The sequence below is a fragment of the Amycolatopsis magusensis genome (assembly GCF_017875555.1).
In the GTDB taxonomy this organism is placed as follows: Bacteria; Actinomycetota; Actinomycetes; order Mycobacteriales; family Pseudonocardiaceae; genus Amycolatopsis; species Amycolatopsis magusensis.
This window is the reverse complement of sequence record NZ_JAGGMS010000001.1, coordinates 704,039-725,522: the sequence shown is the minus strand read 5'-3', so window position 1 is coordinate 725,522 and position 21,484 is coordinate 704,039. Positions and strand designations below refer to the sequence as shown.

Annotated in this window: 24 protein-coding genes; 21 read left to right on the top strand and 3 right to left on the bottom strand. The window is 69.0% G+C overall.

The annotated features are described in order from the left end of the window. Positions 1-4: 4 nt before the first annotated feature. The 3 genes from paaC to paaE are packed head-to-tail and all read left to right on the top strand — an operon-like array spanning position 5 to position 2,403. Entirely contained in the window at positions 5-838 is an 834-nt protein-coding gene (gene paaC, locus JOM49_RS03415) for a 1,2-phenylacetyl-CoA epoxidase subunit PaaC (RefSeq protein ID WP_209662916.1), read from the top strand. Beyond that, positions 832-1,323 carry a 1,2-phenylacetyl-CoA epoxidase subunit PaaD gene (paaD, locus tag JOM49_RS03410; protein WP_209662915.1) on the top strand — a complete coding sequence of 164 codons (492 nt, stop codon included), beginning with the start codon at positions 832-834 and terminating at the stop codon, positions 1,321-1,323. The genes paaC and paaD overlap by 7 nt, the downstream gene beginning before the upstream one ends. Beyond that, complete coding sequence (gene paaE, locus JOM49_RS03405; protein WP_209662914.1) at positions 1,324-2,403, top strand: 1,2-phenylacetyl-CoA epoxidase subunit PaaE; 1,080 nt, start codon at positions 1,324-1,326, stop codon at positions 2,401-2,403. Here the strand turns inward: paaE and JOM49_RS03400 are convergent. Continuing rightward, positions 2,380-3,897 (bottom strand): MFS transporter, encoded by a 1,518-nt coding sequence (locus JOM49_RS03400; protein ID WP_209662913.1) that lies wholly within the window; start codon positions 3,895-3,897, stop codon positions 2,380-2,382. The two genes, paaE and JOM49_RS03400, sit on opposite strands and share 24 nt — an antisense overlap. A gap of 163 nt (positions 3,898-4,060) precedes the next feature. Here JOM49_RS03400 and JOM49_RS03395 point away from each other — a divergent pair, with 163 nt between their 5' ends. From JOM49_RS03395 to JOM49_RS03375, 5 genes are all read left to right on the top strand, one after another. Continuing rightward, the gene (locus tag JOM49_RS03395; protein ID WP_209662912.1) at positions 4,061-4,861 is read left to right on the top strand and encodes a TetR/AcrR family transcriptional regulator; all 801 of its coding nucleotides are present in this window, start codon (positions 4,061-4,063) and stop codon (positions 4,859-4,861) included. A 96-nt stretch (positions 4,862-4,957) separates the two neighbouring features. Continuing rightward, complete coding sequence (locus tag JOM49_RS03390; protein WP_209662911.1) at positions 4,958-5,368, top strand: peptidase inhibitor family I36 protein; 411 nt, start codon at positions 4,958-4,960, stop codon at positions 5,366-5,368. Between the two features lie 66 nt (positions 5,369-5,434). Then, positions 5,435-6,274 (top strand): hypothetical protein, encoded by an 840-nt coding sequence (locus JOM49_RS03385; RefSeq protein WP_209662910.1) that lies wholly within the window; start codon positions 5,435-5,437, stop codon positions 6,272-6,274. Between the two features lie 42 nt (positions 6,275-6,316). After that, entirely contained in the window at positions 6,317-7,234 is a 918-nt protein-coding gene (locus JOM49_RS03380; RefSeq protein ID WP_209662909.1) for an ROK family protein, read from the top strand. After that, positions 7,212-7,958 (top strand): class II fructose-bisphosphate aldolase, encoded by a 747-nt coding sequence (locus JOM49_RS03375; protein ID WP_209662908.1) that lies wholly within the window; start codon positions 7,212-7,214, stop codon positions 7,956-7,958. The genes JOM49_RS03380 and JOM49_RS03375 overlap by 23 nt, the downstream gene beginning before the upstream one ends. Before the next feature lie 354 nt (positions 7,959-8,312). Here JOM49_RS03375 and ilvD read toward each other — a convergent pair whose 3' ends face one another. Continuing rightward, positions 8,313-9,977, bottom strand: coding sequence for a dihydroxy-acid dehydratase (gene ilvD / locus JOM49_RS03370; protein ID WP_209662907.1), 1,665 nt, complete (start codon positions 9,975-9,977; stop codon positions 8,313-8,315). Positions 9,978-10,165: 188 nt separating this feature from the next. On the opposite strand from ilvD, the gene JOM49_RS03365 reads away from it, so the two are divergent. The 5 genes from JOM49_RS03365 (at position 10,166) to JOM49_RS03345 (ending at position 13,741) form a co-directional block, all read left to right on the top strand. After that, positions 10,166-10,489, top strand: coding sequence for an ArsR/SmtB family transcription factor (locus JOM49_RS03365; RefSeq protein ID WP_209662906.1), 324 nt, complete (start codon positions 10,166-10,168; stop codon positions 10,487-10,489). Further along, positions 10,486-11,391 (top strand): SRPBCC family protein, encoded by a 906-nt coding sequence (locus JOM49_RS03360; RefSeq protein ID WP_209662905.1) that lies wholly within the window; start codon positions 10,486-10,488, stop codon positions 11,389-11,391. Before JOM49_RS03365 ends, JOM49_RS03360 begins: the two co-directional genes overlap by 4 nt. Positions 11,392-11,409: 18 nt before the next feature. Next, entirely contained in the window at positions 11,410-12,381 is a 972-nt protein-coding gene (locus tag JOM49_RS03355) for an ATP-binding cassette domain-containing protein (protein WP_209662904.1), read from the top strand. Next, positions 12,378-13,223: an ABC transporter permease gene (locus JOM49_RS03350; protein WP_209662903.1), complete on the top strand. Its 846-nt coding sequence runs from the start codon at positions 12,378-12,380 to the stop codon at positions 13,221-13,223. Before JOM49_RS03355 ends, JOM49_RS03350 begins: the two co-directional genes overlap by 4 nt. 104 nt (positions 13,224-13,327) lie before the next feature. Next, positions 13,328-13,741 carry a hypothetical protein gene (locus tag JOM49_RS03345; RefSeq protein ID WP_209662902.1) on the top strand — a complete coding sequence of 138 codons (414 nt, stop codon included), beginning with the start codon at positions 13,328-13,330 and terminating at the stop codon, positions 13,739-13,741. Between the two features lie 397 nt (positions 13,742-14,138). Here the strand turns inward: JOM49_RS03345 and JOM49_RS03340 are convergent, their stop codons facing one another. Then, positions 14,139-14,597: a MarR family winged helix-turn-helix transcriptional regulator gene (locus tag JOM49_RS03340; protein WP_209662901.1), complete on the bottom strand. Its 459-nt coding sequence runs from the start codon at positions 14,595-14,597 to the stop codon at positions 14,139-14,141. Between the two features lie 98 nt (positions 14,598-14,695). Between JOM49_RS03340 and JOM49_RS03335 the strand changes: the two genes are divergently transcribed. The 8 genes from JOM49_RS03335 to JOM49_RS03300 all read left to right on the top strand — a co-directional run bounded on the left by JOM49_RS03335 (position 14,696) and on the right by JOM49_RS03300 (position 21,450). Beyond that, positions 14,696-15,661 (top strand): ring-cleaving dioxygenase, encoded by a 966-nt coding sequence (locus JOM49_RS03335; RefSeq protein ID WP_209662900.1) that lies wholly within the window; start codon positions 14,696-14,698, stop codon positions 15,659-15,661. Then, positions 15,658-16,269: an alpha/beta hydrolase gene (locus tag JOM49_RS03330; RefSeq protein ID WP_209662899.1), complete on the top strand. Its 612-nt coding sequence runs from the start codon at positions 15,658-15,660 to the stop codon at positions 16,267-16,269. The genes JOM49_RS03335 and JOM49_RS03330 overlap by 4 nt, the downstream gene beginning before the upstream one ends. A 78-nt stretch (positions 16,270-16,347) precedes the next feature. After that, on the top strand, positions 16,348-17,124 hold the full coding sequence (locus JOM49_RS03325; protein WP_209662898.1) for an Abi-alpha family protein: 777 nt from the start codon (positions 16,348-16,350) through the stop codon (positions 17,122-17,124). A gap of 37 nt (positions 17,125-17,161) precedes the next feature. After that, positions 17,162-18,397 carry a DUF445 domain-containing protein gene (locus JOM49_RS03320; RefSeq protein WP_209662897.1) on the top strand — a complete coding sequence of 412 codons (1,236 nt, stop codon included), beginning with the start codon at positions 17,162-17,164 and terminating at the stop codon, positions 18,395-18,397. Between the two features lie 12 nt (positions 18,398-18,409). Next, positions 18,410-18,946, top strand: a complete 537-nt coding sequence (locus JOM49_RS03315; protein WP_372443965.1) for a DinB family protein — start codon at positions 18,410-18,412, stop codon at positions 18,944-18,946. 280 nt (positions 18,947-19,226) lie between these two features. Further along, on the top strand, positions 19,227-19,727 hold the full coding sequence (gene ectA, locus JOM49_RS03310) for a diaminobutyrate acetyltransferase (RefSeq protein WP_209662896.1): 501 nt from the start codon (positions 19,227-19,229) through the stop codon (positions 19,725-19,727). 55 nt (positions 19,728-19,782) lie between these two features. Beyond that, positions 19,783-21,036: a diaminobutyrate--2-oxoglutarate transaminase gene (gene ectB / locus JOM49_RS03305; protein ID WP_209670735.1), complete on the top strand. Its 1,254-nt coding sequence runs from the start codon at positions 19,783-19,785 to the stop codon at positions 21,034-21,036. Between the two features lie 21 nt (positions 21,037-21,057). Beyond that, positions 21,058-21,450, top strand: a complete 393-nt coding sequence (locus JOM49_RS03300; protein ID WP_209662895.1) for an ectoine synthase — start codon at positions 21,058-21,060, stop codon at positions 21,448-21,450. Positions 21,451-21,484 lie beyond the last annotated feature (34 nt).

The following is a 21,484-nucleotide window of genomic DNA, read 5'->3' as shown; positions in this document are numbered from 1 at the left end:
CCTGATGTCCTTTGACAACGCGTACGAAGCCCTGAGCGAAGGCACCGACGACTCCCGCTGGGCGTTCGGCACCGGCTTCGACGACCCGCTGTCCGGTGTGGACACCACGGTTCCGTCCGGAGTGGACGCCGCCGAGCTGGCCGCCTACTGCCTGATGCTCGGTGACGACGCGCTGGTCATGTCGCACCGGCTGCAGGAGTGGTGCACGAACGCACCCGAGCTGGAGGACGAGGTCGCGCTGGCGAACATCGGCCTCGACCTGCTCGGCCAGGCCCGGCTGCTGCTGGCCCGCGCGGGCAAGGCCGACGGCACCGGCCGTGGTGAGGACGAGCTGGCGTTCCTGCGCGACAGCGGCGGGTTCCGCAACGTGCGCCTGGTCGAACTGTCCAATGGGGACTTCGCCTTCTCCGTCGCCCGGCTGCTGGTGTTCAGCACCTGGCGCTTGGCGCGGTTCCAGCGGCTCACCTCGTCGGCGGACCAGGTGCTCGCGGCGATCGCGGCCAAGGGCGTCAAGGAACTGGTCTACCACCGCGACTACGCGGCACAGTGGACGGTCCGGCTCGGCGACGGGACCGAGCTGTCGCACGAGAAGATGCAGGCCGGGCTCGACGCCGTGTGGCCGTACACCGCGGAACTGTTCGAGGGTGCGGATGCCGAGTTGCGCGCCGAGTTCGACGACGTGCTCGCGCAGGTGCTTTCCGCGGCCACGCTGCGACTCCCGTCCGCCTCGCCGGTCGCCGAGAGCGGCGGCCGCGAAGGCAGGCACACCGATGAGCTGGTTTCGCTGCTCGCCGAAATGCAGAGCGTGGCCCGCGCGCACCCCGGAGCGACGTGGTGAGCGCGCACGCCGTGGCCGAGACGGTCACCGATCCCGAGCTGCCGATGGTGACGCTGGCGGAGCTGGGTGTGCTGCGTGAGGTGTCCGAAGAGGACGGACGGGTGACGGTGGCGATCACGCCCACCTACACCGGCTGCCCGGCCATGGACACCATGCGCGACGACCTGGAGCACGCGCTGCGGCACGCCGGGTACCGCGAGGTCGAGGTCCGCACGGTGCTGCACCCGGCGTGGACCACGGACTGGATCAGCGAATCCGGCCGCCGCAAGCTCGCGGAGGCGGGGATCGCGCCGCCGGGTACCGCGCCGAAGCGGCCGTCCGGCCCGATCCCGCTGACGCTGAGCGCCCCGCGGCCGCGGACCACCTGCCCGCACTGCGGTTCCGCGGACACCGAACGACTGTCGGAGTTCAGCGGCACGGCCTGCAAGGCGCTGAACCGGTGCCGCGCCTGCGCCGAGCCCTTCGAGCACTTCAAGGAGATCTGAGTGACGACGACGAGGACCCGCCGGCGCTCGGAGTTCCACCCGCTGCGGGTGGCCGGGGTGGAGCGCCTGTGCGACGACGCCGTGGCCGTCACCTTCGACGTCCCCCCGGAACTGGCCGAGGAGTACGCGTTCCTGCCGGGGCAGTCGCTGACCCTGCGACGGGTGGTCGGGGATCGCGAGGAGCGCCGGTCCTATTCGATCTGCGCGCCCGCCGGAGCCCGGCCGCGGATCGGGGTGCGCGAGGTCCCGGGCGGCATGTTCTCCAGCTGGCTGGTGCACGAGGTGGCCGCCGGGGACGTCGTCGAGGTGCTGCCGCCGACCGGCAACTTCACCCCGGACCTGGACCAGGCCGCCCACCACGTGCTGATCGCGGCCGGTTCGGGCATCACGCCCATCCTGTCCATCGTGGCTTCGGTGCTGGCCGACCCGGCGTCCTCGGCGACGCTGTTCTACGGCAACCGCCGCACCGACACGGTGATGTTCGCCGACGAGCTGGCCGATCTGAAGGACCGCTACCGCGAGCGCCTGGAACTGGTGCACGTGCTGTCCAGGGAACCGCGCGAGGCGGAGCTGTTCAGCGGGCGGCTGGACGGCGAGAAGCTGAGCGAGCTGATCGACCGGCTGATGGTCGCCGAGCGGGTGGACCACTGGTGGCTGTGCGGGCCGTACGGCATGGTCACCGACGCGCAGGACGTGCTGGAGCGCCGCGGTGTGCCGCGGGAACGCGTGCACCAGGAACTGTTCTACGTGGACGACCTGCCGCCCGCGCCGGTGCGGCACCCGGACGCGCGCATCGAAGGCCCGAGCAGCGACGTGACCATCGTGCTGGACGGCCGGGCCACCACCGTGCCGCTGTCCCGCGAAGAGTCCATCCTGGACGGTGCGCAGCGGCTGCGGCCGGATCTGCCGTTCGCCTGCAAGGGCGGGGTGTGCGGCACCTGCCGGGCGAAGGTGACCGACGGGAAGGCCGACATGCGGCGCAACTTCGCCCTCGAACAGTCCGAAGTGGACGCGGGCTTCGTGCTCACCTGCCAGAGCTTCCCGTCGGCCGACCGGCTAACCGTGGACTTCGACTCGTGACAGGCTGACCTGGCGCAGCAGCACCGCGACCAGCGCGGCGGCGACCAGCAGCACACCGGCCCCGATGAGCATGGTGACGCTCATGCCGTCGGTGAACGCCTCGTGCGCACCACGCAGGAAGCCGGGAGCCACCTCGGGCGGCAGGTTCGCGGCGACCGCGACCGCGCCGCCGAGGGTGTCGCGCGCGGCTTCGGCGGCCTCGGCCGGTAGCCCGGCGGGCACCTCGACGGCCGACCGGTAGACCGCCGCGCCGATCGTGCCCAGCACCGCCATGCCCAGCGCACCACCGAATTCGGTGCTGGTCTCGGACAACGCCGAGGCCGCGCCCGCGCGCTCCGGCGGTGCGGTGGCCAGCACCACCTCGGTGGCCAGCACGGTCACGACCCCCATGCCCAGCGTCATCAGCCCGCCGCCGGCGAGCAGCAGGGGCAGCCCGCTGTCCGGCGTGGAGAAGCTGAAGACCACGTACCCCGCCGCGCTGATCGCCAGGCCGCCGCCCATCAGGGAGGCCGGGCGGACCTTCGTCGCCAGCACGCCGCCGAGCGCCAGCCCGGCGAACATGCCGATCATCGTCGGCAGACTCCACAGTGCGGCCGCGAGCGGGCTGAACCCGAGCACCGACTGCAGGTACTGGGAGCTGAAGAAGGCCAGGCCCATCATCGCGAACTGGGTCACCGTGGTGGTGGCGATGGCCGTGCTGAACCGGCGGCCGGCGAACAGGTTCAGGTCGATCAGCGGGTCTGCCTGCGAGCGTTGCCGCTGGACGAACACCACGCCGACGGCGAGCCCGGCGATCAGCGCGGCGATCGCCCGCCAGTCGCTCGCCCCCGCGGCCAGTTCCTTGATCCCCCAGATGATCGGCAGCACCGCGGCGAGCGAGAGTCCCGCGCTGACCAGGTCGAACCGGCCCGGCCGCGGATCGGTGAACTCGGGCAGCAGCAGCGGCGCGAGCACCAGCATCAGCACCATCACCGGCACGTTGATCAGGAACACCGAGCCCCACCAGAAGTGTTCGAGCAGCACCCCGCCGACGATCGGGCCGATCATCACGCCCCCGCCGAACCCGCCGGTCCAGATGCCGATCGCGGTCCGGCGCTGGTCCGGATCGGTGAACATGTTGCGGATCAGCGCCAGGGTGGACGGCGCCAGCGTCGCCCCCGCGATGCCCAGCAGCGCACGGCTGGCGATGAGCAGTTCGGGGCTGGTGGAGAAGGCGGCGGCCACGGAGGCCAGGCCGAACAGGGCCGCGCCGCCGAGCAGCAGCTTGCGGCGGCCGATCCGGTCGCCGAGCGAACCCATGGTGATCAGCATCCCGGCCAGGAGGAAGCCGTAGATGTCGATGATCCACAGCAGCTGCGTGCTGCTGGGGGTGAGGTCCTCGCTGAGGAACGGGATCGCGTAGAGCAGCACGCTCATGTCCATCGACACGAGCAGGCAGGCCAGTACGAGCACGGCGAGGCCGAACCAGTCCTTGCGGCTGGCTTTGGCGGTCATGGTGACTTCCCCTCGGAATACGGTGTACGCGGAGAGCGTGCGTACAAGATACGCATGCCGTAAACGGGCGCACAAGCAGCATATGTGCAGGTCAAATCGTCACGCGGCTATTTCGTCACGGCTACTGTGGTAGCATTTCGTCACGAGAAGGGTGCGTGTGGAAATGAGCTGTGTGGAATGCGGTGAGCCGCTGGAGGTGCCCACGCGGGGCCGCCGGCCGCGCTACTGCTCGCGGTCCTGCCAGGCCAAGGCCTACCGCGCGCGGGTGGCCGCCGGGGCGACGGTGGCGCGCCCGGCGGACCCGGACCGGGCGCTGACGGTCGAGGCGATCGTCCAGGCGGCGATCGACGTGGCCGACGCCGAAGGCGCGAACGCGCTGTCGATGCGCCGGATCGCCGCCGAACTCGGCGCGGGCACCATGTCGCTCTACCGGTACGTGCCGGGCAAGGACGAACTGCTCTCGCTCATGGTCGAAGAGGTGATCGCCCGGCAGTCGCCGCGCTCGCCGGGGCTGACCGGCTGGCGGGAGCGGATGACCGCGATCGCGCGCTACGACTGGGAGTTGTACAAGCGGCACCCGTGGGTGCTGCCGTTCGTCACCACCCCGCGCACGGTGCTGCTGCCCAACATGACCGAAGAGGTGGAGTGGGCGCTCGCCTCGTTCGACGGGCTCGGCCTGTCCGCGGTGATGAAGTTCCAGCTGGTGCTGACGGTCAACCACTACACCAGCGGGATCGGCCTGCTGATGGCCAACGACTGGGAGGCGCGGCGGGCGTCCGGAGTGGACATCGAGCAGTGGTGGGAGACCACCGGCCGCGACCTCGCGGGCACCGTGGTGGCCGAGGACCACCCCCGGCTGAGCGAGCTGATGTCGGAGCAGTCCGAGATGACCCTGTTCGACGAGACCTTCGAATTCGGCCTGGCCAGGGTGCTCGACGGGATCGCGCTGCTGCTCGACCGGTGATGACGAACGTCATCCGCGGTAGTCCACATCGTCACCTGGTGATCCTTCCCCGTTCGCGAAATGCTCACCTCGTCAATCGGGAAAAGGAGCAAATCGGTGCGGAAACTCATTTCGGCTGCCGTTGTGTCCATCGCCGCGGCCGGTGGCCTCGGCCTCGCCGCGATGCCGGCTTCGGCCGGTGTGCTGGCGGGCAGCTGCAGCTCGGGCAATTTCTGCCTGTTCGAGAACAACGACTACAACAACGGCAACACGAACCACTGGCTCGACCTCCGAAGCGATGACTGGGACCTGAACAACAACTACTGGGTCGGCTCCAACGACAGCATCGACAACGAGACCAGCTCGGTGAAGAACCGCCGTGGCTGCCAGGTGCGGTTGTGGCAGCACGTGGGCGGCACGGGCGCGCACACGCGGATCGAGAACAACCAGGACGACGGCTTCCTGTCGAACAACGCCATCGGCGACAACCGGCTCAGCGCGGTCGACATCTGCGCGCCGGACCTGTAACCAGCCGATTCGTGGGTGCACCGGGCCGCCGGTGCACCCACGATCGCTCCCGTGGAAGGAGTCGTCGTGCGTGCCCGGATCGCCCCTGTGCTGCTCGGCCTGCTGGCCCTCGCCGGCTGTGCCGGGGAGGAACCACCACCGCCGCTGCCCGCCGAGGCGTTGCCGGTGAGCGGTTTCGTGCTGCCCTTCGACGAATACCAGCTCGCCGCGCCGGATCGGGTCACCGTGGAGAAGGCGCGTTCGACGCTGGCCGAAACCTGCATGCGCATGCGCGGTTACGAGGTGGACATTCCGGAGATCGGCGGTTCGAACGCGGTCGCCGGAACGGAAAACAGTCGCCGATACGGTTTGGTGGACGAATCGGTGGCGACGCGTTTCGGTTACCATTTCCCGAGTGACGAGGCGAGCGAGAAACGGTCGTTGCGGCAGCAGGAATGGGAAGCCGGGCTGAGCGAGGAAGTACGCACGCTGCTCGACGGGGAAAACGGTTGCTCGGACGAAGCCCAGCGCGAACTGCGCAAGGACGCCCCGGTCGCCGACACCGGCTGGCTGGCCGATCAGGACTTCAGTGCGCTGGAGGAGTCCGCCAAGCTCGCACCCGTGGTCGCCGCACGGGAGGCCTGGCGCACCTGCATGGCCGGGCACGGTTTCGCCTATGCGACTCCGGAAGACGCGATCGCCGACGCGAAGTGGCAGCTCGATTCCCCGGCGCCCTCACCGGAGGAGGTGCGGGCCGCGCAGGTGGACGTGGGCTGCAAGCAGTCCACCGGGCTGGTGCGGACCTGGTATGAAGCCGAAACCGCGCTGCAACGGCAGGTGGTCGAGCGCGAGCGGACGCGGTTCGACGAGTTCGAAGCAGCCAACCAGGCGAGGGTCGCCAACGCCCACCGCGTGCTCGGGAGCTGATCCGGGCTCCCGGCGTGTTCGGTGAGGCGGCAGAATCAGCCCATGGATCCTGCGGTGGTGGCACTGGACATCGGCGGCACGGCGATCAAGGCCGCGTTGCTCGACCGCGACCTGACCGAGTTGGCGGTGCTGCGGCAGCCGACCGCGCGAGCGCTCGGCGGGCACACCACCGCGGCGGCGGTCGCCGAGCAGGTGGTGGCGATCACCGCGGAACTGACCGGCGGGCGCGCGCCCGCGGGCGTCGGCGTGGTGGTGCCTGGCATCGTCGACGGCGGGGTGGCGCACTACTCGTCCAACCTGGGCTGGCGCGACGTGCCGTTCGAAGCGATCCTCGCCGAACGGCTCGGGGTGCCGGTGGCCTTCGACCACGACGTGCGCGCGGGCGGGCTCGCCGAGGCGACCGCGGGAGCCGCTCGTGGCGTGGCCAACTGCGCGTTCCTGCCGGTGGGCACCGGGATCGCGGTCGCGATCATGATCGGCGGGAAGCCGTACGCGGCAGGCGGGTACGCGGGGGAGATCGGGCACGCCGACGTCGGCCACGGCCTGCCGTGCCCGTGCGGTGCGGTCGGGTGCCTGGAGGCGGTCGCGTCGGCCTCGGCGATCGGACGGCGGTACGCCGAGCGGACCGGGCGGCCGGACGAAGGCGCGCGGGTGGTGGTCGACGCGGCACGAGCCGGTGACCCGGACGCGAACGCGATCTTCGACGAGGCCGTCGACGCGCTCGCCCGCGGGCTGCGCCTGCTGACCACGGTGGTCGCCCCGGAGGTGGTCGTGCTCGGGGGCGGGTTGTTCGGCGCGGGGGAGTTCCTGGTGGAGCCGGTGCGCCGCGCGCTGGCCGGGTACCTGACCTTCCAGCGACCGCCCGAACTGCGGGTGGCCGAACTCGGGGATCGCGCCGGTTGCCTCGGCGCGGGGCTGCTCGCCTGGCAGGTGACCGATGCCGCTCGTCTCGGCGCGTGAAATCCTGCGGCCCGGCCGGGTCGCGTTCGACGTCATCCAGCTGGAGCAGCTGACGGCGGTGATCGACGGCGCACAGGCCGTGCGCTCGCCGGTCCTGCTGCAGATCAGCCGGGCCGCGGTGCGCTACCACGGCGCGCTGGCCCCGATCGCCGCCGCCGCACTGGCCGCGGCGAAGTCGGCGACCGTCCCGGTGGCGCTGCACTTCGACCACGTGGACTCGCTCTCGCGCATGACCGAGGTGGTCGAGCTGGGCTTCGGCTCGGTGTTGTTCCGGGTGTCCACTTCGGACTTGGCGGTGACGCGGGAGGTGGTGGAATACTGCCACCGCAACGGGGTCTGGGTGGAAGCGGGCCTAGGCGGCCGGGTCGACCCGGCGAACGCCGGCGAATTCGCCGCGGCTACGGGGGTGGACACGCTGGCTGTGGGGGCGCGGGATGGTATGCCGGACTTGGATCTGATCTCGCGTTTGCGTCGGCGGACTGGTGTGCCGTTGGCGCTGGCGGACTGTCCGGTTGGGACTGATGGGGAGCTGGTTGCCGCTGTGCGTGCGGGGATCATGCGGTTGACGTGTGCGGATTTGGTGCGACGGGTGTTCGCTGATGGGGTGATGGAGTACCGGCACCGGAACCCGGCGGTGCATGATCCTTGTGCTTACTTGAGTGCGGGGCGGGATCGGTTGGCTGCTGAGGTCAGTCGGATACTGGAGTTGCATACGGTGTCTTGATCGTTGGGGTCCGCCCCGGTTTTTTAGTGTGACTACGGCGGGATTCCTTTGTCAAGGCGGGAAAGCGTGCCTTGACAAAGGAATCCCGCCGTGTTTTTGGCTGGGGACCGGGGCGGGATGGGGGAGTGTGGGCGATTGCCGGCTTCCGTTGCCGGGTCACGTTTGTGTGGTGCTGGGGTCGTGTGGTCGGGTCGCGTTGCTGCCGGGGCGCGGGTGTGTGGTGCTGGGGGTCGCTTGGTGTGGCCGGGAGGCGCGTTTGGTGCCGTGAATGTGGCATTCACGGCATCAGGGGAGGGGGCCGATGTCACGAATGTGGCTTTGGGGGCCGAATCCGCCCCCAAAGCCACATTTGTGTCATGAGCAGACGGCGCCTTGGGCGGCGGAGCCCACCAGGCGTGCGTACTTGCCGAGCACTCCGGTTCGGTGGCTCGTGGGGGGCGTCCAGCCTTCCCGGCGGCGCGCGAGTTCTTCGGGGCTGACTCGCAGGTCCAGTGTTCGCGCGGTCAGGTCCAGGACGATCGGGTCGCCGTCGGCGACGAAAGCGATCGGGCCGCCGTGTGCTGCCTCGGGGGCCACGTGGCCGACGCACAATCCCGTGGTGCCACCGGAAAAGCGTCCATCGGTGAGCAGCAGGACATCCTTGCCCAGCCCTGCGCCCTTGATCGCGCCGGTGACCGCGAGCATTTCGCGCATGCCCGGGCCGCCGCGTGGGCCTTCGTAGCGGATTACCACCACATCACCGGCTTGCAGCGTGGGCAGGGCGTCCATCGCGGCCTTCTCGCCGTCGAAAACCCTTGCGGTGCCTTCGAAGAGCGTCGAGTCGAAGCCTGCGCTCTTCACCACCGAGCCTTCCGGCGCCAGGCTGCCGTGCAGGATGGTGAGGCCGCCGGTCGGGTGGATCGGGTTGGACAGTTTGCGCACCACCTCGCCGTCCAGTTCCGGCGGCGCCAACTCTTCCAGGTTCTCGGCGAGGGTCTTGCCGGTCACGGTGAGGCAGTCGCCGTGCAGGAGGCCCGCGTCCAGCAGGGCCTTCATCACCACCGGCACCCCGCCGACCCGGTCCACCGCGGTCATCACGTGCCGCCCGAACGGTTTCACGTCGGCCAGGTGCGGGACCCGGTCGCCGATGCGGGTGAAGTCGTCCAGGGTCAGTTCGACCTCGGCCTCGTGTGCGATGGCCAGCAGGTGCAGCACGACGTTCGTCGAGCCGCCGAGTGCCATCACCACGGCGATCGCGTTCTCGAACGCCTCGCGGGTGAGGATCTGCCGAGCGGTGATGCCCGCGGCGAGCAGGCCGACCACGGCCTCGCCGCTTTCGCGCGCGAACCGGTCGCGACGGCGGTCCACCGAAGGCGGGCTGGCCGAGCCCGGCAACGACATGCCCAGCGCCTCGGCCGCGCAGGCCATGGTGTTCGCCGTGTACATCCCGCCGCACGCGCCCTCGCCCGGGCAGATCGCGCGCTCGATCTTGTCGACCTCTTCACGCGTGATCAACCCGCGCGCACACGCGCCGACCGCTTCGAAGGCGTCGATGATGGTGACCTCACGGCCGTCCACTGTGCCCGGCAGGATCGAGCCCGCGTAGAGGAAGACGGCGGCCACGTCGAGCCGCGCGGCGGCCATCAGCATGCCCGGCAGGCTCTTGTCGCACCCGGCCAGCAGTATCGCGCCGTCCAGCCGCTCGGCCTGCATCACCGTCTCCACCGAGTCCGCGATCACCTCGCGGGACACCAGCGAGAAGTGCATTCCCTCGTGCCCCATGGAAATCCCGTCGGACACCGAGATGGTGCCGAACTCCATCGGGAAGCCGCCGCCGGCGTGCACGCCCTGCTTGCTCGCCTGCGCCAGCCGCTGCAGCGACAGGTTGCACGGGGTGATCTCGTTCCACGAGGACGCGATGCCGATCTGCGGTTTCGCGAAATCGTCGTCCCCCATGCCGACGGCGCGGAGCATGCCGCGCGCCGCCGCTCGTTCCATTCCGTCGGTGACGTCCCGGCTGCGTGGTTTCAGATCGGCCATCGGGCCATTCTGTCCGGCACGCGGGCCGGGCGCGAGTCCGTGTGTGCGCTGGGCCGTTGCGGGTACCAAGGACAGCAGGTCGAGCCGGTGCCCGGGCGCCAGTTCGGCCGAGGCCCCGCAGGTTGTGCAGTCCAGCCTGCGGGGCCGTCATTTGACAGGTTGTATGCCTTGCGGGCTATATTCCCTGAGTGGCAACTACGTTCGAAGTGCTGGCCGAGCCCCGCCGCCGGGAGATCCTCGACCTGCTCCGCGCCGGGGAACGACCGGTCGGGGAACTGGTCGACCGGTTGACGCTCACCCAGCCCACGGTGTCGAAACACTTGAAGGTGCTGCGCGAAGCCGGACTCGTCGAAGTCCGCCAGGACGCGCAGCGACGGTGGTATCGGCTGTGCCCCGAGCCGCTCGCCGAGATCGACGCGTGGCTCGCGCCGTACCGCGCGCTCTGGAACTCGCGCCTGGACGCGCTCGAACGCCACCTCGAAACCATGCCCGATGAGGAGGACCCGTCATGAATCCGGCCGTGTTGAGCGCCATCGGTGACAAGCCGGTACTGCGGTTCGAGCGCGAGCTCGCGCATTCACCCGCCAAGGTGTGGCGCGCGATCACCGAGCCCGCCGAAATGGCGCGGTGGTTCCCGGCGTTGATCGCCGCCGAATTGAAGCCCGGCGCGAAGATGGAGTTCACCTTCCCCGGCGAGGACGAGCCGAGTTACGGCGAGATCCTCGAATACGACTCACCCAAGGTGTACGCCTTCCGCTGGAACGCCGACGTGCTGCGGTTCGAGATCCTGCCCGCGGCGTCCGGCTGCGTGCTGGTGTTCACGCACACCATGGCCGAGGGCGCGCGGTTCACCGCGCACCGCACCGCGGCGGGCTGGGACACCTGCCTCGCGGCGCTCTCCGCGGAGCTGGACGGGCGCACCGAGGAACCGCTCGACCACCGTCCGCTCATGACTTCCTACCTGCGTGAATACGAGGTCGCACGCGGGGAGGTGACCGACGACGGGGTGGTGTTCCGGCTCGACGTGGTGTGGCGGGCGTTCGACACCGTGTGGGCCGCACTCTCCGGGGGGAAACCGGTTGAAGTCGGGCAGGAACCGCCGCTACCGTTCACCATCGGCCCGGTGCCGGCCGGTGAGGTGACCGCGGTGGACGCGCCGCAGGACCTGACCTACCGGTGGCTCCACGACGGCGAACCGGCCGGACTGGTGCGCTGGCGCCTCGTCCACGATCCCGAACTCGCCACCCACGTGGAGCTGACCCAGACGATCCCGGCGAAATTGTCGGGGGTGCGCGCTACGGTTCTGGCCGCCTGGCAGATCCGGCTCGAGCAGTTGTTCACCGAGCTGGTCCTCGGGGACCGGCCAGCCTGGCCCGAGCAGCGCTTCGCAGAACTAGTCCAGCGATACCGGTGATCGACCCTTGGGGGTTCCATGGATTTGGCGATCGAGGCCAGTGGCCTGGTCAAGACGTTCGGCAAGACGAGAGCGGTGGACGGGGTCGACCTCGCCGTCCCGGAGGGGCGCGTCTACGGCTTCCTCGGGCCGAACGGCGCGGGCAAGACCACGACCATCCGCATGCTCGCCACCCTGCTGCGCCCGGACGGGGGATCGGCGCGCGTGTTCGGGCACGACCTGGCCACCGAGGCCGACGCGGTGCGCAAGCGGGTCAGCCTGACCGGCCAGTTCGCCTCGGTCGACGAGGACCTCAGCGGCATGGAGAACCTGGTGCTGCTGGCCCGGTTGCTCGGGTTCTCGCGGCCCGCGTCGAAGCAGCGGGCGACCGAGCTGCTCGAGGCGTTCGGGCTCGATGAGGCCGCCGAGCGGCTGGTGAAGACGTACTCCGGCGGCATGCGGCGGCGGATCGACATCGCCGCCAGCATCGTCATCGCCCCGGACCTGATGTTCCTCGACGAGCCGACCACCGGCCTCGATCCACGCAGCCGCAACCAGGTCTGGGACATCGTGCGCGCGCTGGTCGCCGGCGGCACCACGGTCCTGCTGACCACGCAGTACCTGGAGGAGGCCGACCAGCTGGCCGACCGGATCGCGGTGATCGACCGCGGCAAGATCATCGCCGAAGGCACTTCGGGGCAGCTCAAGGCATCGGTCGGCACGGGCGCGCTGCACGTCCGGGTGGCCGAGCCGGAAATGCGCGAGGAAGCCGGTCGCGTGCTCTCCCGGGTGCTCGACGTGCCGATCGAGCACGATTCCGATCCCGTGGCGCTGACCGTGCGCGTACCCGAGCCGGACAAGGTGGCCGCGGCGCTGGCCGAACTGCCCGCCGCCGGGGTCAAGGTGGCCGCCTACTCGCTCGGGCAACCGAGCCTGGACGAGGTCTTCCTGGCGCTCACCGGGCACACCGCCGAAGAGACCGAAGAAGAGCTCGAGGGGAGCGTGGCATGACCACCACATCCGCACAGGCCACGTCCACCCAGGTCGTCGACGACGGGCTGCTCAAGGCACTGGCCACCCGCGAACGGCCGCCGAAGCCGAGCGCGCTGTCCACCTCGTTCACCTTCGGCTGGCGCGCGCTGCTGAAGATCAAGCACGTGCCGGACCAGCTGTTCGACGTGACCGCGTTCCCGATCATGATGACGCTGATGTTCACCTACCTGTTCGGGGGTGCGCTGGCCGGTTCCACCGAGAACTACCTGCAGTTCTTCCTGCCGGGCATCCTGGTGCAGAGCGTCGTGATGATCACCATGTACACCGGCGTCGGCATCAACGAGGACATCTCGAAGGGCATCTTCGACCGGTTCCGCTCGCTGCCGATCTGGCGGCCGTCGGTGATCGTCGGCGCCTTGTTCGGCGACGCCATCCGGTATCTCCTCGGCGCCACGATCACCATCCTTTTGGGGCTGCTGCTGGGTTTCCGGCCCGGCGGCGGGTTCGTCGGGGTGCTGGCCGGGGTGGCCATGCTGCTGGTGTTCTCGTTCAGCCTGTCGTGGGTGTGGACGATGTTCGGGCTGAAGTTGTCGACGTCGAAGTCGGTGATGGGCTGGAGCATGATGGTGCTGATGCCGCTGACCTTCGGCAGCAACATCTACGTCGACCTGGCGACCATGCCGTCGTGGCTGCGCACGGTGGTCGAGGTGAACCCGGTGACGCACCTGGTCAGCTCGGTACGCGGTTTGATGCACGGCACGGTTGAGGGTTCGGACCTGCTGTGGGTCTTCGGTTCGTGTGCGGTGCTGATCGCCGTGTTCGGCCCCATCACGATGCGCCTGTACGGTCGCCAGCGCTGATTTTCTCTGCGGCCCCCGCGACTCTTGTGCCCTGTCCCTTGTCGCGGGGGCCGCTTCAGCCCTACCCTCGGCGCTAGAGCGATCTATCAAGTCGGGGAGCGACCATGGATGACCGGGGTTTGCGGATCCTGCGCTGGGTGCTGGCGGGGAGCCTGCTCACCACGGGCCTGCACTACGCGCACAACACGATCCGCGCGGAGGACTACCCGCCGGTGGACGGCCTGAGCCTGGCAGCCACCCAAATCCTGGTCGGCGCCGGCTGGTTCGTCTTCGCCGCCTTCGCCGCACTGGGCTACTCCGCCTACACCCGTCGGCGTTTCTGGGCCGCGAACGCCTACCTGGTGGTCTTCTCGCTCTCGGGCCTGGCGAGCCTGGGCCACTTCCTGTTCGGGGTGCCGGACATCCCCGCCTTCTGGTTCGCCACCATCTTCACGGACCTGCTGTCGTCGCTGGTCCTGTGGACTTTCGTGACCTGGACCGCCATCCGCATCCGCACCACCGCACCCCAACCCGCCTGACACTCCTGCGGCCTGGCCGCCTCATCTCGGCTCCTGCGGACCGGCGGAATTGCCTACCCGAGTGTGGAGTTCGGCTGGCTGACTCACTTGCGCGAGTGTGTGTTTCGGCTGCCTGAGTGCGAGATTCGCTTGCCTGAGTGTGAGGTTCGCCTACCCGAATGTCGAACTCGGCCACTTGAATGCGGGACTCGGCTGCCTGAGTGTGGGACTCGGCTGCCTGAAGGTGGAACTCAGCTGCGGGAGCGCGGAACTCGGGTGTCTGAACGTGGGGTCCGGGTGCGCGAGTGTGGAATTCGGCTGCCCGGGTGTGTAACTCGGGTGCCTGAGTGTGGGACTCGGGTGCGCGAACGTGGGGTTCGGGTGCGTGGGTGTGGGGTTCGGGGTTTTGAACGTGGGGTTAGGTGTTGTGGGTTCGTAGGGTGCGCATGGCGTCGGCCAGGGAGGTGGAGGCGGCGGTGCCCAGGGGGGTCAGGACGATCTTGCGCAGGATTTCGGCGCAGGCCCGCCGCGCTTCCAAGGCCACGGACAGGCCGTGGTCGGTGAGCACGGCGTAGGTGACCCGCCGGTCGTCCGGGGAGGGGACGCGGCAGATGAGGTCCGCGGCCACCAGGCGGTCCGCCACCTTCGTGAAGCCGCCGCTGGACAGGGCGGCTTCACCGGCCAGGCGGGTCATCGGCATGCGGTTGTCCGGCGAGCGCACCAGCCGCAGCAGGATGTCGAACGAGGCGGGCGCCAGGCCGAAGCGGTCGGCGATCTCGCCCATCAGTTTGTTCTGCGTGGCCAGGTAGCCCTCGATCACCAGGCCCCACCAGGTCACGATCTCGTCGTCGTCGGTACACGGATCCGGTCGCGTCACGAGCGCGAGTGTACCCCAAATCTCTCGCCGGAATATATCTTGCGCGCGAGAGGTTATCCGGTTAGCTTGAGAGCACCCCCGCTTCCCGAGGAGTAGCGATGTCCATCAAGACCAGCGGCCTCCACCACGTGACGGCCATCGGCGGCGACCCCCAGCGCAACGCCGACTTCTACCTCCGCACGCTCGGCCTGCGGCTGGTGAAGACGACGGTCAACTTCGACGACCCCGGCACCTACCACCTCTACTACGGCGACCAGTCCGGCAGGCCCGGCACGCTGATGACCTTCTTCCCGTGGAAGGACGCGCCCAGCGGGCGGCACGGCACCGGCCAGGCGACCACCACCTCCTTCTCCGTGCCGGAGAACTCGATCGGCTGGTGGAAGCAGCACCTCGAGGCCACCGGCCTGCGCACCAGCCGGGTGACCAACCGCGACAACGAGGACACGCTCTCCTTCGTCGACCCCGACGGGCTCAAGCTCGCGCTGGTCGCGCACCCCCAGGGCGACCCCCGCGACCCGTGGGACACCCCGCTCGTGCCCGCGCAGCACGCCATCCGCGGCCTGCACTCGGTCACCCTCTCGGTGTCCCAAGAGGACGCGACGGCGGGCATGCTGACCGACGGCATCGGCCTGAGCTTCGTCGAGCAGGACGGCAACCGGTTCCGCTTCGCCGCCGGTGAGGGCGGCCCCGGCGCGCTGGTCGACGTGCTGGTCACCCCGGACGCGCCGCGCGGCCTGGTCGCCTCCGGCACCGTGCACCACGTGGCGTGGCGGGTGCCCGACGAGCAGACCCAGGTGGCCTGGCGCGAGGAACTGGTCGACCGCGGGGTGAACGTCACCTCCATCCTGGACCGCCAGTACTTCCGCTCGATCTACTTCCGCGAGCCCGGCGGCACCCTGCTGGAGATGGCCACCGACGAGCCCGGCTTCGCGATCGACGAGCCGCTGCTCGAGCTGGGTCGCGCGCTGAAGCTGCCGCCGTGGCTGGAGCCGACCCGTGAGCAGATCGAAGCCTCGCTGCCGAAGCTGGAGCTGCCCGCCGAGAACGACATGGAGCGGAAATGACCGACCTCGCACTGGAGCACAAGTTCGTCGAGGGTGACCCGTCGGCGCCCGTGCTGCTCCTGCTGCACGGCACCGGCGGCGGCCCGGACGACCTGGTCGGCCTGGCCGGGGAGCTGCACCCGGGGGCGTCGTTGCTGGCGCCCGCCGGGCCGGTCTCCGAGCACGGCGCCGCGCGGTGGTTCCGCCGCCTGCGCGAGGGCGTGTTCGACACCGAGGACGTCGTCTTCCGCGCGAACCAGCTGGCCGACTTCGTGCAGGAGGCGCGGGCGCGGTACGGCCTGCAGGACCGGCGGCTGGTCGCGCTCGGCTTCTCGAACGGCGCCAACATCGCGGCCGCGACCGTGCTGCTGCGCCCGGACGCGCTGACCGAGGCGATGCTGTTCGCCGCGATGTCGCCGGTGCCGGACCCGCCGGCGCACGACCTGCGGGGCACCCGGGTCTTCCTGTCCAACGGTGAACGCGACCCGATGGCCCCGCTGACTTCGACCGGGCAGTACGTCGAGTTCCTGCGCGAGCGGTCGGCCGAGATCACCGAGCACCGGCACGCCGGTGGGCACCAGATCACCCTCGACGGCGTGGCCGCCGCGAAGGCCTGGCTCGTGGTGTGATGGAAGCGACGGGCGTCCGTTCGGCCTACCGAACCTACTGACAAGTAGTATCCGGGGCGTCAGGAGGGGAGGGGCGCCGTGGGTGCTCAGGAGAACTTCGCCGAGCGTGCGGGCAGGCTGGCGAGCATCGCCGCCCGTGCCGGTTACACGCTCGGCAAGCGCCTGCCCGGTGCCGACGCCGCCGAACGCGGCCTGCGCTCCCTCGAACGGCTCGCGCTGACCGAGCTGCGCAAGCGGCTGGAGGAGGTCGACGACCCGTACCTGGCCGCGTTGAGCGCAGCCTCCGCGATGAACGTCGGCAACGGGCGGCACATCCAGCCGCCGCTGACCGGCGAGATCCGCGGCACGGTGGTGGTGATGCCGTCCTCGGACAGCATCGAGCCGCTGCGGGCGGCGATGGCCGAGCTGCTGAACCGATCCATCGGCTTCGGCCGTGAGCGCGCCCGCGAGTACCTGTACGCGATCATCCTGCGCCAGCTCACGCCGGACGAAGCCCGCATCCTCTCGGCGCTGTCCGACGGCGCGCCGTTCCCGCTGATCGACGTCACCGAGCGCACGAGCCTCGGCGGCGCCGGCCGCGTCGTGCTGCGCAACGCCTCGACCGTGGGCAAGGCGGCCGGGGTTACGCTGCTCGACCACGTGCCCAGTTACGTCACCCGATTGCTCGGTCTCGGCCTGGCGGAGCTGGACGAGGAAGTGCCCGAACTCGAGACCCAGTACGAAATCCTGATGACCGACGACCTCGTGCGGGCCGCGGAGAGCTCGGTCAAACGGGTGAAGTTCGTTCGCCGGACCGTGCACATTTCGCGGCTCGGCAAGGAGTTCTGGGCTGCCTGCGATCCGGCCCGAAGCTGAGCATTGTCCCAGGTGGACGCCCGTGTGATCATGAGCCATGAGCGGCATCGTGGAGGACTTCGCCCGCAACTGGCCGCTCTACTGCTCCATCCCGGTGATCGCCGCGCTGATCGGCTACACCACCAAGCTGGTGGCCATCCGGATGATGTTCCAGCCCCTGGAATTCGTTGGTGTCAAACCGTTCTTCGGCTGGCAGGGCGTGGTGCCCAAGCGCGCGGCCCGGATGGCCGGCATCGCCTGCGACACGATGACCCAGCAGCTGATCAAGCCGACCGACGTGCTGAACCGGCTGGATCCCGAGCGCATCGCCAAGGAGATCGAGGAGCCGCTGCTGGCCGGGCTCGAGGAGATCGTGCGCGTGGTGGCCGCCGAATACCAGCCGGGGCTGTGGGAGTCGCTGCCGTCGCGGGTGCAGCGCCTGGTGATCACCCGCGTGCAGGCGGACGCCCCGCGCATGGTCGCCTCGCTGATGGACGGGGTCACACAGGACGTGGACAGCGTCTTCGACCTCAAGGACATGGTGGTCACCAGCCTGGTCAAGGACAAGCGGCTGCTCAACCGCATCTTCCAGGAAGCCGGTGACCAGGAGTTCAAGTTCATCGCCCGCTCCGGCATCTTCTTCGGCGGCGCCATCGGGGTGGTCCAGATGGTGGTCTGGATCCTGTTCAAGGTGCCGTTGATCATGCCGTTGTTCGGCCTGTTCACCGGCTGGTTCACCGACTGGCTGGCGCTGAAGATGATCTTCTACCCGAAGCAGCCGAAGCGGTACCTCGGCTTGTTCGAGTGGCAGGGCCTGTTCCTCAAGCGGCGTGCCGAGGTCTCGGAGTCCTACGGCGCGCTGATCGCCAGGGAGATCATCACCCCGCACAACGTGATCGAGGCGGTGCTGCGCGGACCCGCGTCGGACAAGGTGCTCGCGCTGGTCCAGCGGCAGGTGGACGCGGAACTGGCCCAGCACACCAGCCTGGCGCGGCCGCTGGTGGTGCTGGCTGTGGGCAGCAAGCGGTACCAGGCGATGAAGCTGCGGATCTCCGAGCTGATCATGGCGCGGCTGCCGGAGACGATGACCTACGTCGAGGACTACGCCGAAGACGCGATGGACATCCGGAACCTGCTGATCACGAAGATGAAGGAGCTGAGCCCGGAGGAGTTCGAGGGCCTGCTCCGCCCGGCGTTCCAGCAGGACGAATGGATCCTGATCGCCACCGGCGCGGTGCTCGGCTTCGCCGTCGGCGAGGCACAGGTGCTGCTATTGGAACACTTCTCCGCCTGATACCTTTTCCCGGTGTCGAACCCGAGTTCGAAGGAAATGGCGGACGCGGTCGCTCGTTCGTGGCCGGAAACCCGCGCGGACGACGAGCTGACCCTGCTCTGGGGCTTCCTCGATTTCCTGCGTGCGACGGCGGTCAACAAGGTCGCCGGGCTGAGCCGGGCCGAGGCCGCGGGGACGCCGTTCCCGGCGTCGCCGGAGATGAACGCGCTCGGTGTGCTGCGGCACCTCACTGCGGTCGAGCGGTGGTGGCTGACCATCGTCGGCGGCGGGAGCGACCTGCCGGACCTTTGGGGCGACACCGCCGACCACGACCACCTGTTCCGCCTTGGCAAGGAGCACTCACCGGCCGAGGTCGTGGCCCTCTACCAGCGGGAATGGCGGATCTCGCGTGAGGCGCTGGCCGGGCTGGCGGCCGACGACCCGGTCCGCCGCGAGGGTGAGGACCGGACCGTGCGATGGGTCCTGACTCACCTGATCCAGGAGACCGCCCGGCACGTCGGGCACCTCGATGTGCTGCGCGAGTTCGCCGACGGCGAGGTCGGCGAGTAGGCTGCTCCCGCTGGGAAAAGTACCGGAGTACCCAGGACGTGCTTAGGCCAAACGTGGACTTTGGGTCGCGTCTCGTGAGCGCTGCCACTACCGTGGCCAAAGTGAAACCGCTTCGTCACGAAGCGGCGTCGGCAGGCTGCGGGATTATAGTCCAGCGAAACCGCCGATCCTACGTTACTGTTGCCATACTCACAGGGTTTTCTGCGTCTGCGCAGGTAGCGCGGGTGTACTAGTCCGTTCGGGCTGATGCCCCTTTGCGATTCTGTTAAGTTCGTTCGACATGTCCGGAAAGCACTTGATCGAATCCCCGACCAAGGCAGACGGTGCCGAACTCTGGCGAATCGCGCGCGATTCGCAGAAGCTTGATCTGAACTCGGCGTACGCCTATCTGCTGTGGTGCCGCGATTTCGCGGACACCTCTGTCGTCGCGCGCGACGACGGCGCCGCGGTCGGGTTCGTGATCGCCTACCGCAAGCCGTCCGATCCCGAGACGGCGCTGGTGTGGCAGGTCGCCGTCGACGCGTCCCAACGCGGAAAAGGGCTGGCCGGAGCGTTGCTCGACGCGTTGTTCGACCGGCTGGTCGGGCAGGGCGTGCGCTACCTCGAGACCACCATCACCCCGGACAACCAGGCGTCCATCAAGCTCTTCGAGTCCTTCGCGAAGCGCTGGGAAGCGGATCTGGAAAGCGCAGAACTGTTCGCTTCCGCCGATTTCCCGGACGACGACGGTGCGCACGAGCCAGAGGACCTTTATCGAATCGGGCCGCTGGCGCGCAAGTGATTCGCACATGGCCAATGGGGAAACTCCACAGGGACGGACGGAACTGGCGATGAACATGGAAATCTTCTCGAAACTCGAATCCGAGGTACGCAGTTACAGCCGCGGCTGGCCGGTGGTCTTCGACCGCGCGCAGGGCAGCAAGCTCTTCGACGAGACCGGCAAGGAGTACCTCGACTTCTTCGCCGGCGCCGGCGCGCTGAACTACGGGCACAACAACCCGGCGCTCAAGCAGGCGCTGCTGGACTACATCGCGCGCGACGGCGTGACCCACGCGCTGGACATGTTCACCGTGGCCAAGCGCGACTTCCTGCAGACCCTGCAGGACAACATCCTGCTGCCGCGGGAGCTGGACTACAAGGTGGTCTTCCCCGGTCCCGGTGGCGCGAACGCCGTCGAAGCCGCGCTCAAGCTGGCCCGCAAGGTGACCGGCAAGGAGTCGGTCATCAACTTCACCAACGCCTTCCACGGCATGACCCTGGGTGCGCTGTCGGTGACCGGCAACTCGATGAAGCGCGGCGGCGCCGGCGTCCCGCTGGTGCACGCCACCCCGATGCCGTACGACCGGTACTTCGACGGCGCCTACCCGGACTTCCTGTACTTCGAGCGGCTGCTCGAGGACTCCGGCAGCGGCCTGAACGAGCCCGCCGCGGTGATCGTCGAAGCGCTGCAGGGCGAGGGTGGCATCAACGCGGCCCGGCTGGAATGGCTCAAGGGCCTGTCCGACCTGTGCGAACGCCACAACATCCTGCTCATCCTCGACGACGTGCAGATGGGCTGCGGCCGCACCGGCCCGTTCTTCAGCTTCGAGGACGCCGGCATCAAGCCGGACATCGTCTGCCTGTCGAAGTCGATCGGCGGCTACGGCCTGCCGCTCGCGCTGACGCTGATCAAGCCGGAACTCGACGTGTGGGAGCCCGGCGAGCACAACGGCACCTTCCGCGGCATCAACCCCGCGTTCGTCACCGCGGCCGAAGCGCTGCGCGTGTACTGGAGCGACGACAAGCTCGAGCGGTCGACCCGCGCCAAGGGTGAGCGGATCGCGTCGGTCTTCGACGAGATCGTGCAGACCTACCCCGAGGCCAAGCTGGTCGCCAAGGGCCGAGGACTGGCACGCGGCCTGGAATTCCAAAGTGGGGAACTGGCCAACTCGGTGTGCGCGGAGGCCTTCGAGCGTGGTCTGCTGATGGAGACCTCCGGGCCCGACGGTGAGGTGATGAAGCTGCTGCCGCCGCTGACCCTCAACGACGCCGAGCTGGAACAGGGTCTGGAGCTCATCGGCGAGTCCATCCGCGCCGTGCTGACCAAGTAGGAAAGTGAAGGAGACACGACCTTGATCGTCCGCACCCTCGACGAGATCACCGACACCGACGCCGACATCAAGACGCCGAACTGGCGCAGCAAGCGCATCATCCTGGCGAAGGAGAAGGTCGGCTTCTCGGTGCACGAGACCACGCTCTACGCGGGCACGGTCAACGACTTCTGGTACGCCAACCACATCGAGGCCGTGTTCGTCTACGAGGGCGAAGGCGAAGTGGTCAACAAGGCCACCGGCGAGCGCCACGAGCTCAAGCCGGGGTCGCTGTACCTGCTCAACGACCACGACAAGCACCAGGTGCTGCCGAAGACCGACATGAAGACCGTCTGCGTCTTCAACCCGCCGGTCACCGGCCGCGAGGTGCACGACGAAAACGGCGTGTACCCGCTGGTGACCGAAGAATCCTGAGCGAAAGAGCACGATTCGAGGAGGCGAGCAGCTT

What these genes read in the sequence shown, in the direction of transcription:
- paaC (WP_209662916.1), top strand. Translation starts at nt 5, where the DNA reads ATGTCCTTTGACAACGCGTACGAAGCCCTGAGCGAAGGCACCGACGAC.
- JOM49_RS03400 (WP_209662913.1), bottom strand. Translation starts at nt 3,897, where the DNA reads ATGACCGCCAAAGCCAGCCGCAAGGACTGGTTCGGCCTCGCCGTGCTC.
- JOM49_RS03395 (WP_209662912.1), top strand. Translation starts at nt 4,061, where the DNA reads ATGAGCTGTGTGGAATGCGGTGAGCCGCTGGAGGTGCCCACGCGGGGC.
- JOM49_RS03380 (WP_209662909.1), top strand. Translation starts at nt 6,317, where the DNA reads ATGGATCCTGCGGTGGTGGCACTGGACATCGGCGGCACGGCGATCAAG.
- JOM49_RS03375 (WP_209662908.1), top strand. Translation starts at nt 7,212, where the DNA reads ATGCCGCTCGTCTCGGCGCGTGAAATCCTGCGGCCCGGCCGGGTCGCG.
- ilvD (WP_209662907.1), bottom strand. Translation starts at nt 9,977, where the DNA reads ATGGCCGATCTGAAACCACGCAGCCGGGACGTCACCGACGGAATGGAA.
- JOM49_RS03360 (WP_209662905.1), top strand. Translation starts at nt 10,486, where the DNA reads ATGAATCCGGCCGTGTTGAGCGCCATCGGTGACAAGCCGGTACTGCGG.
- JOM49_RS03355 (WP_209662904.1), top strand. Translation starts at nt 11,410, where the DNA reads ATGGATTTGGCGATCGAGGCCAGTGGCCTGGTCAAGACGTTCGGCAAG.
- JOM49_RS03350 (WP_209662903.1), top strand. Translation starts at nt 12,378, where the DNA reads ATGACCACCACATCCGCACAGGCCACGTCCACCCAGGTCGTCGACGAC.
- JOM49_RS03345 (WP_209662902.1), top strand. Translation starts at nt 13,328, where the DNA reads ATGGATGACCGGGGTTTGCGGATCCTGCGCTGGGTGCTGGCGGGGAGC.
- JOM49_RS03335 (WP_209662900.1), top strand. Translation starts at nt 14,696, where the DNA reads ATGTCCATCAAGACCAGCGGCCTCCACCACGTGACGGCCATCGGCGGC.
- JOM49_RS03330 (WP_209662899.1), top strand. Translation starts at nt 15,658, where the DNA reads ATGACCGACCTCGCACTGGAGCACAAGTTCGTCGAGGGTGACCCGTCG.
- JOM49_RS03320 (WP_209662897.1), top strand. Translation starts at nt 17,162, where the DNA reads ATGAGCGGCATCGTGGAGGACTTCGCCCGCAACTGGCCGCTCTACTGC.
- ectA (WP_209662896.1), top strand. Translation starts at nt 19,227, where the DNA reads ATGTCCGGAAAGCACTTGATCGAATCCCCGACCAAGGCAGACGGTGCC.
- ectB (WP_209670735.1), top strand. Translation starts at nt 19,783, where the DNA reads ATGGAAATCTTCTCGAAACTCGAATCCGAGGTACGCAGTTACAGCCGC.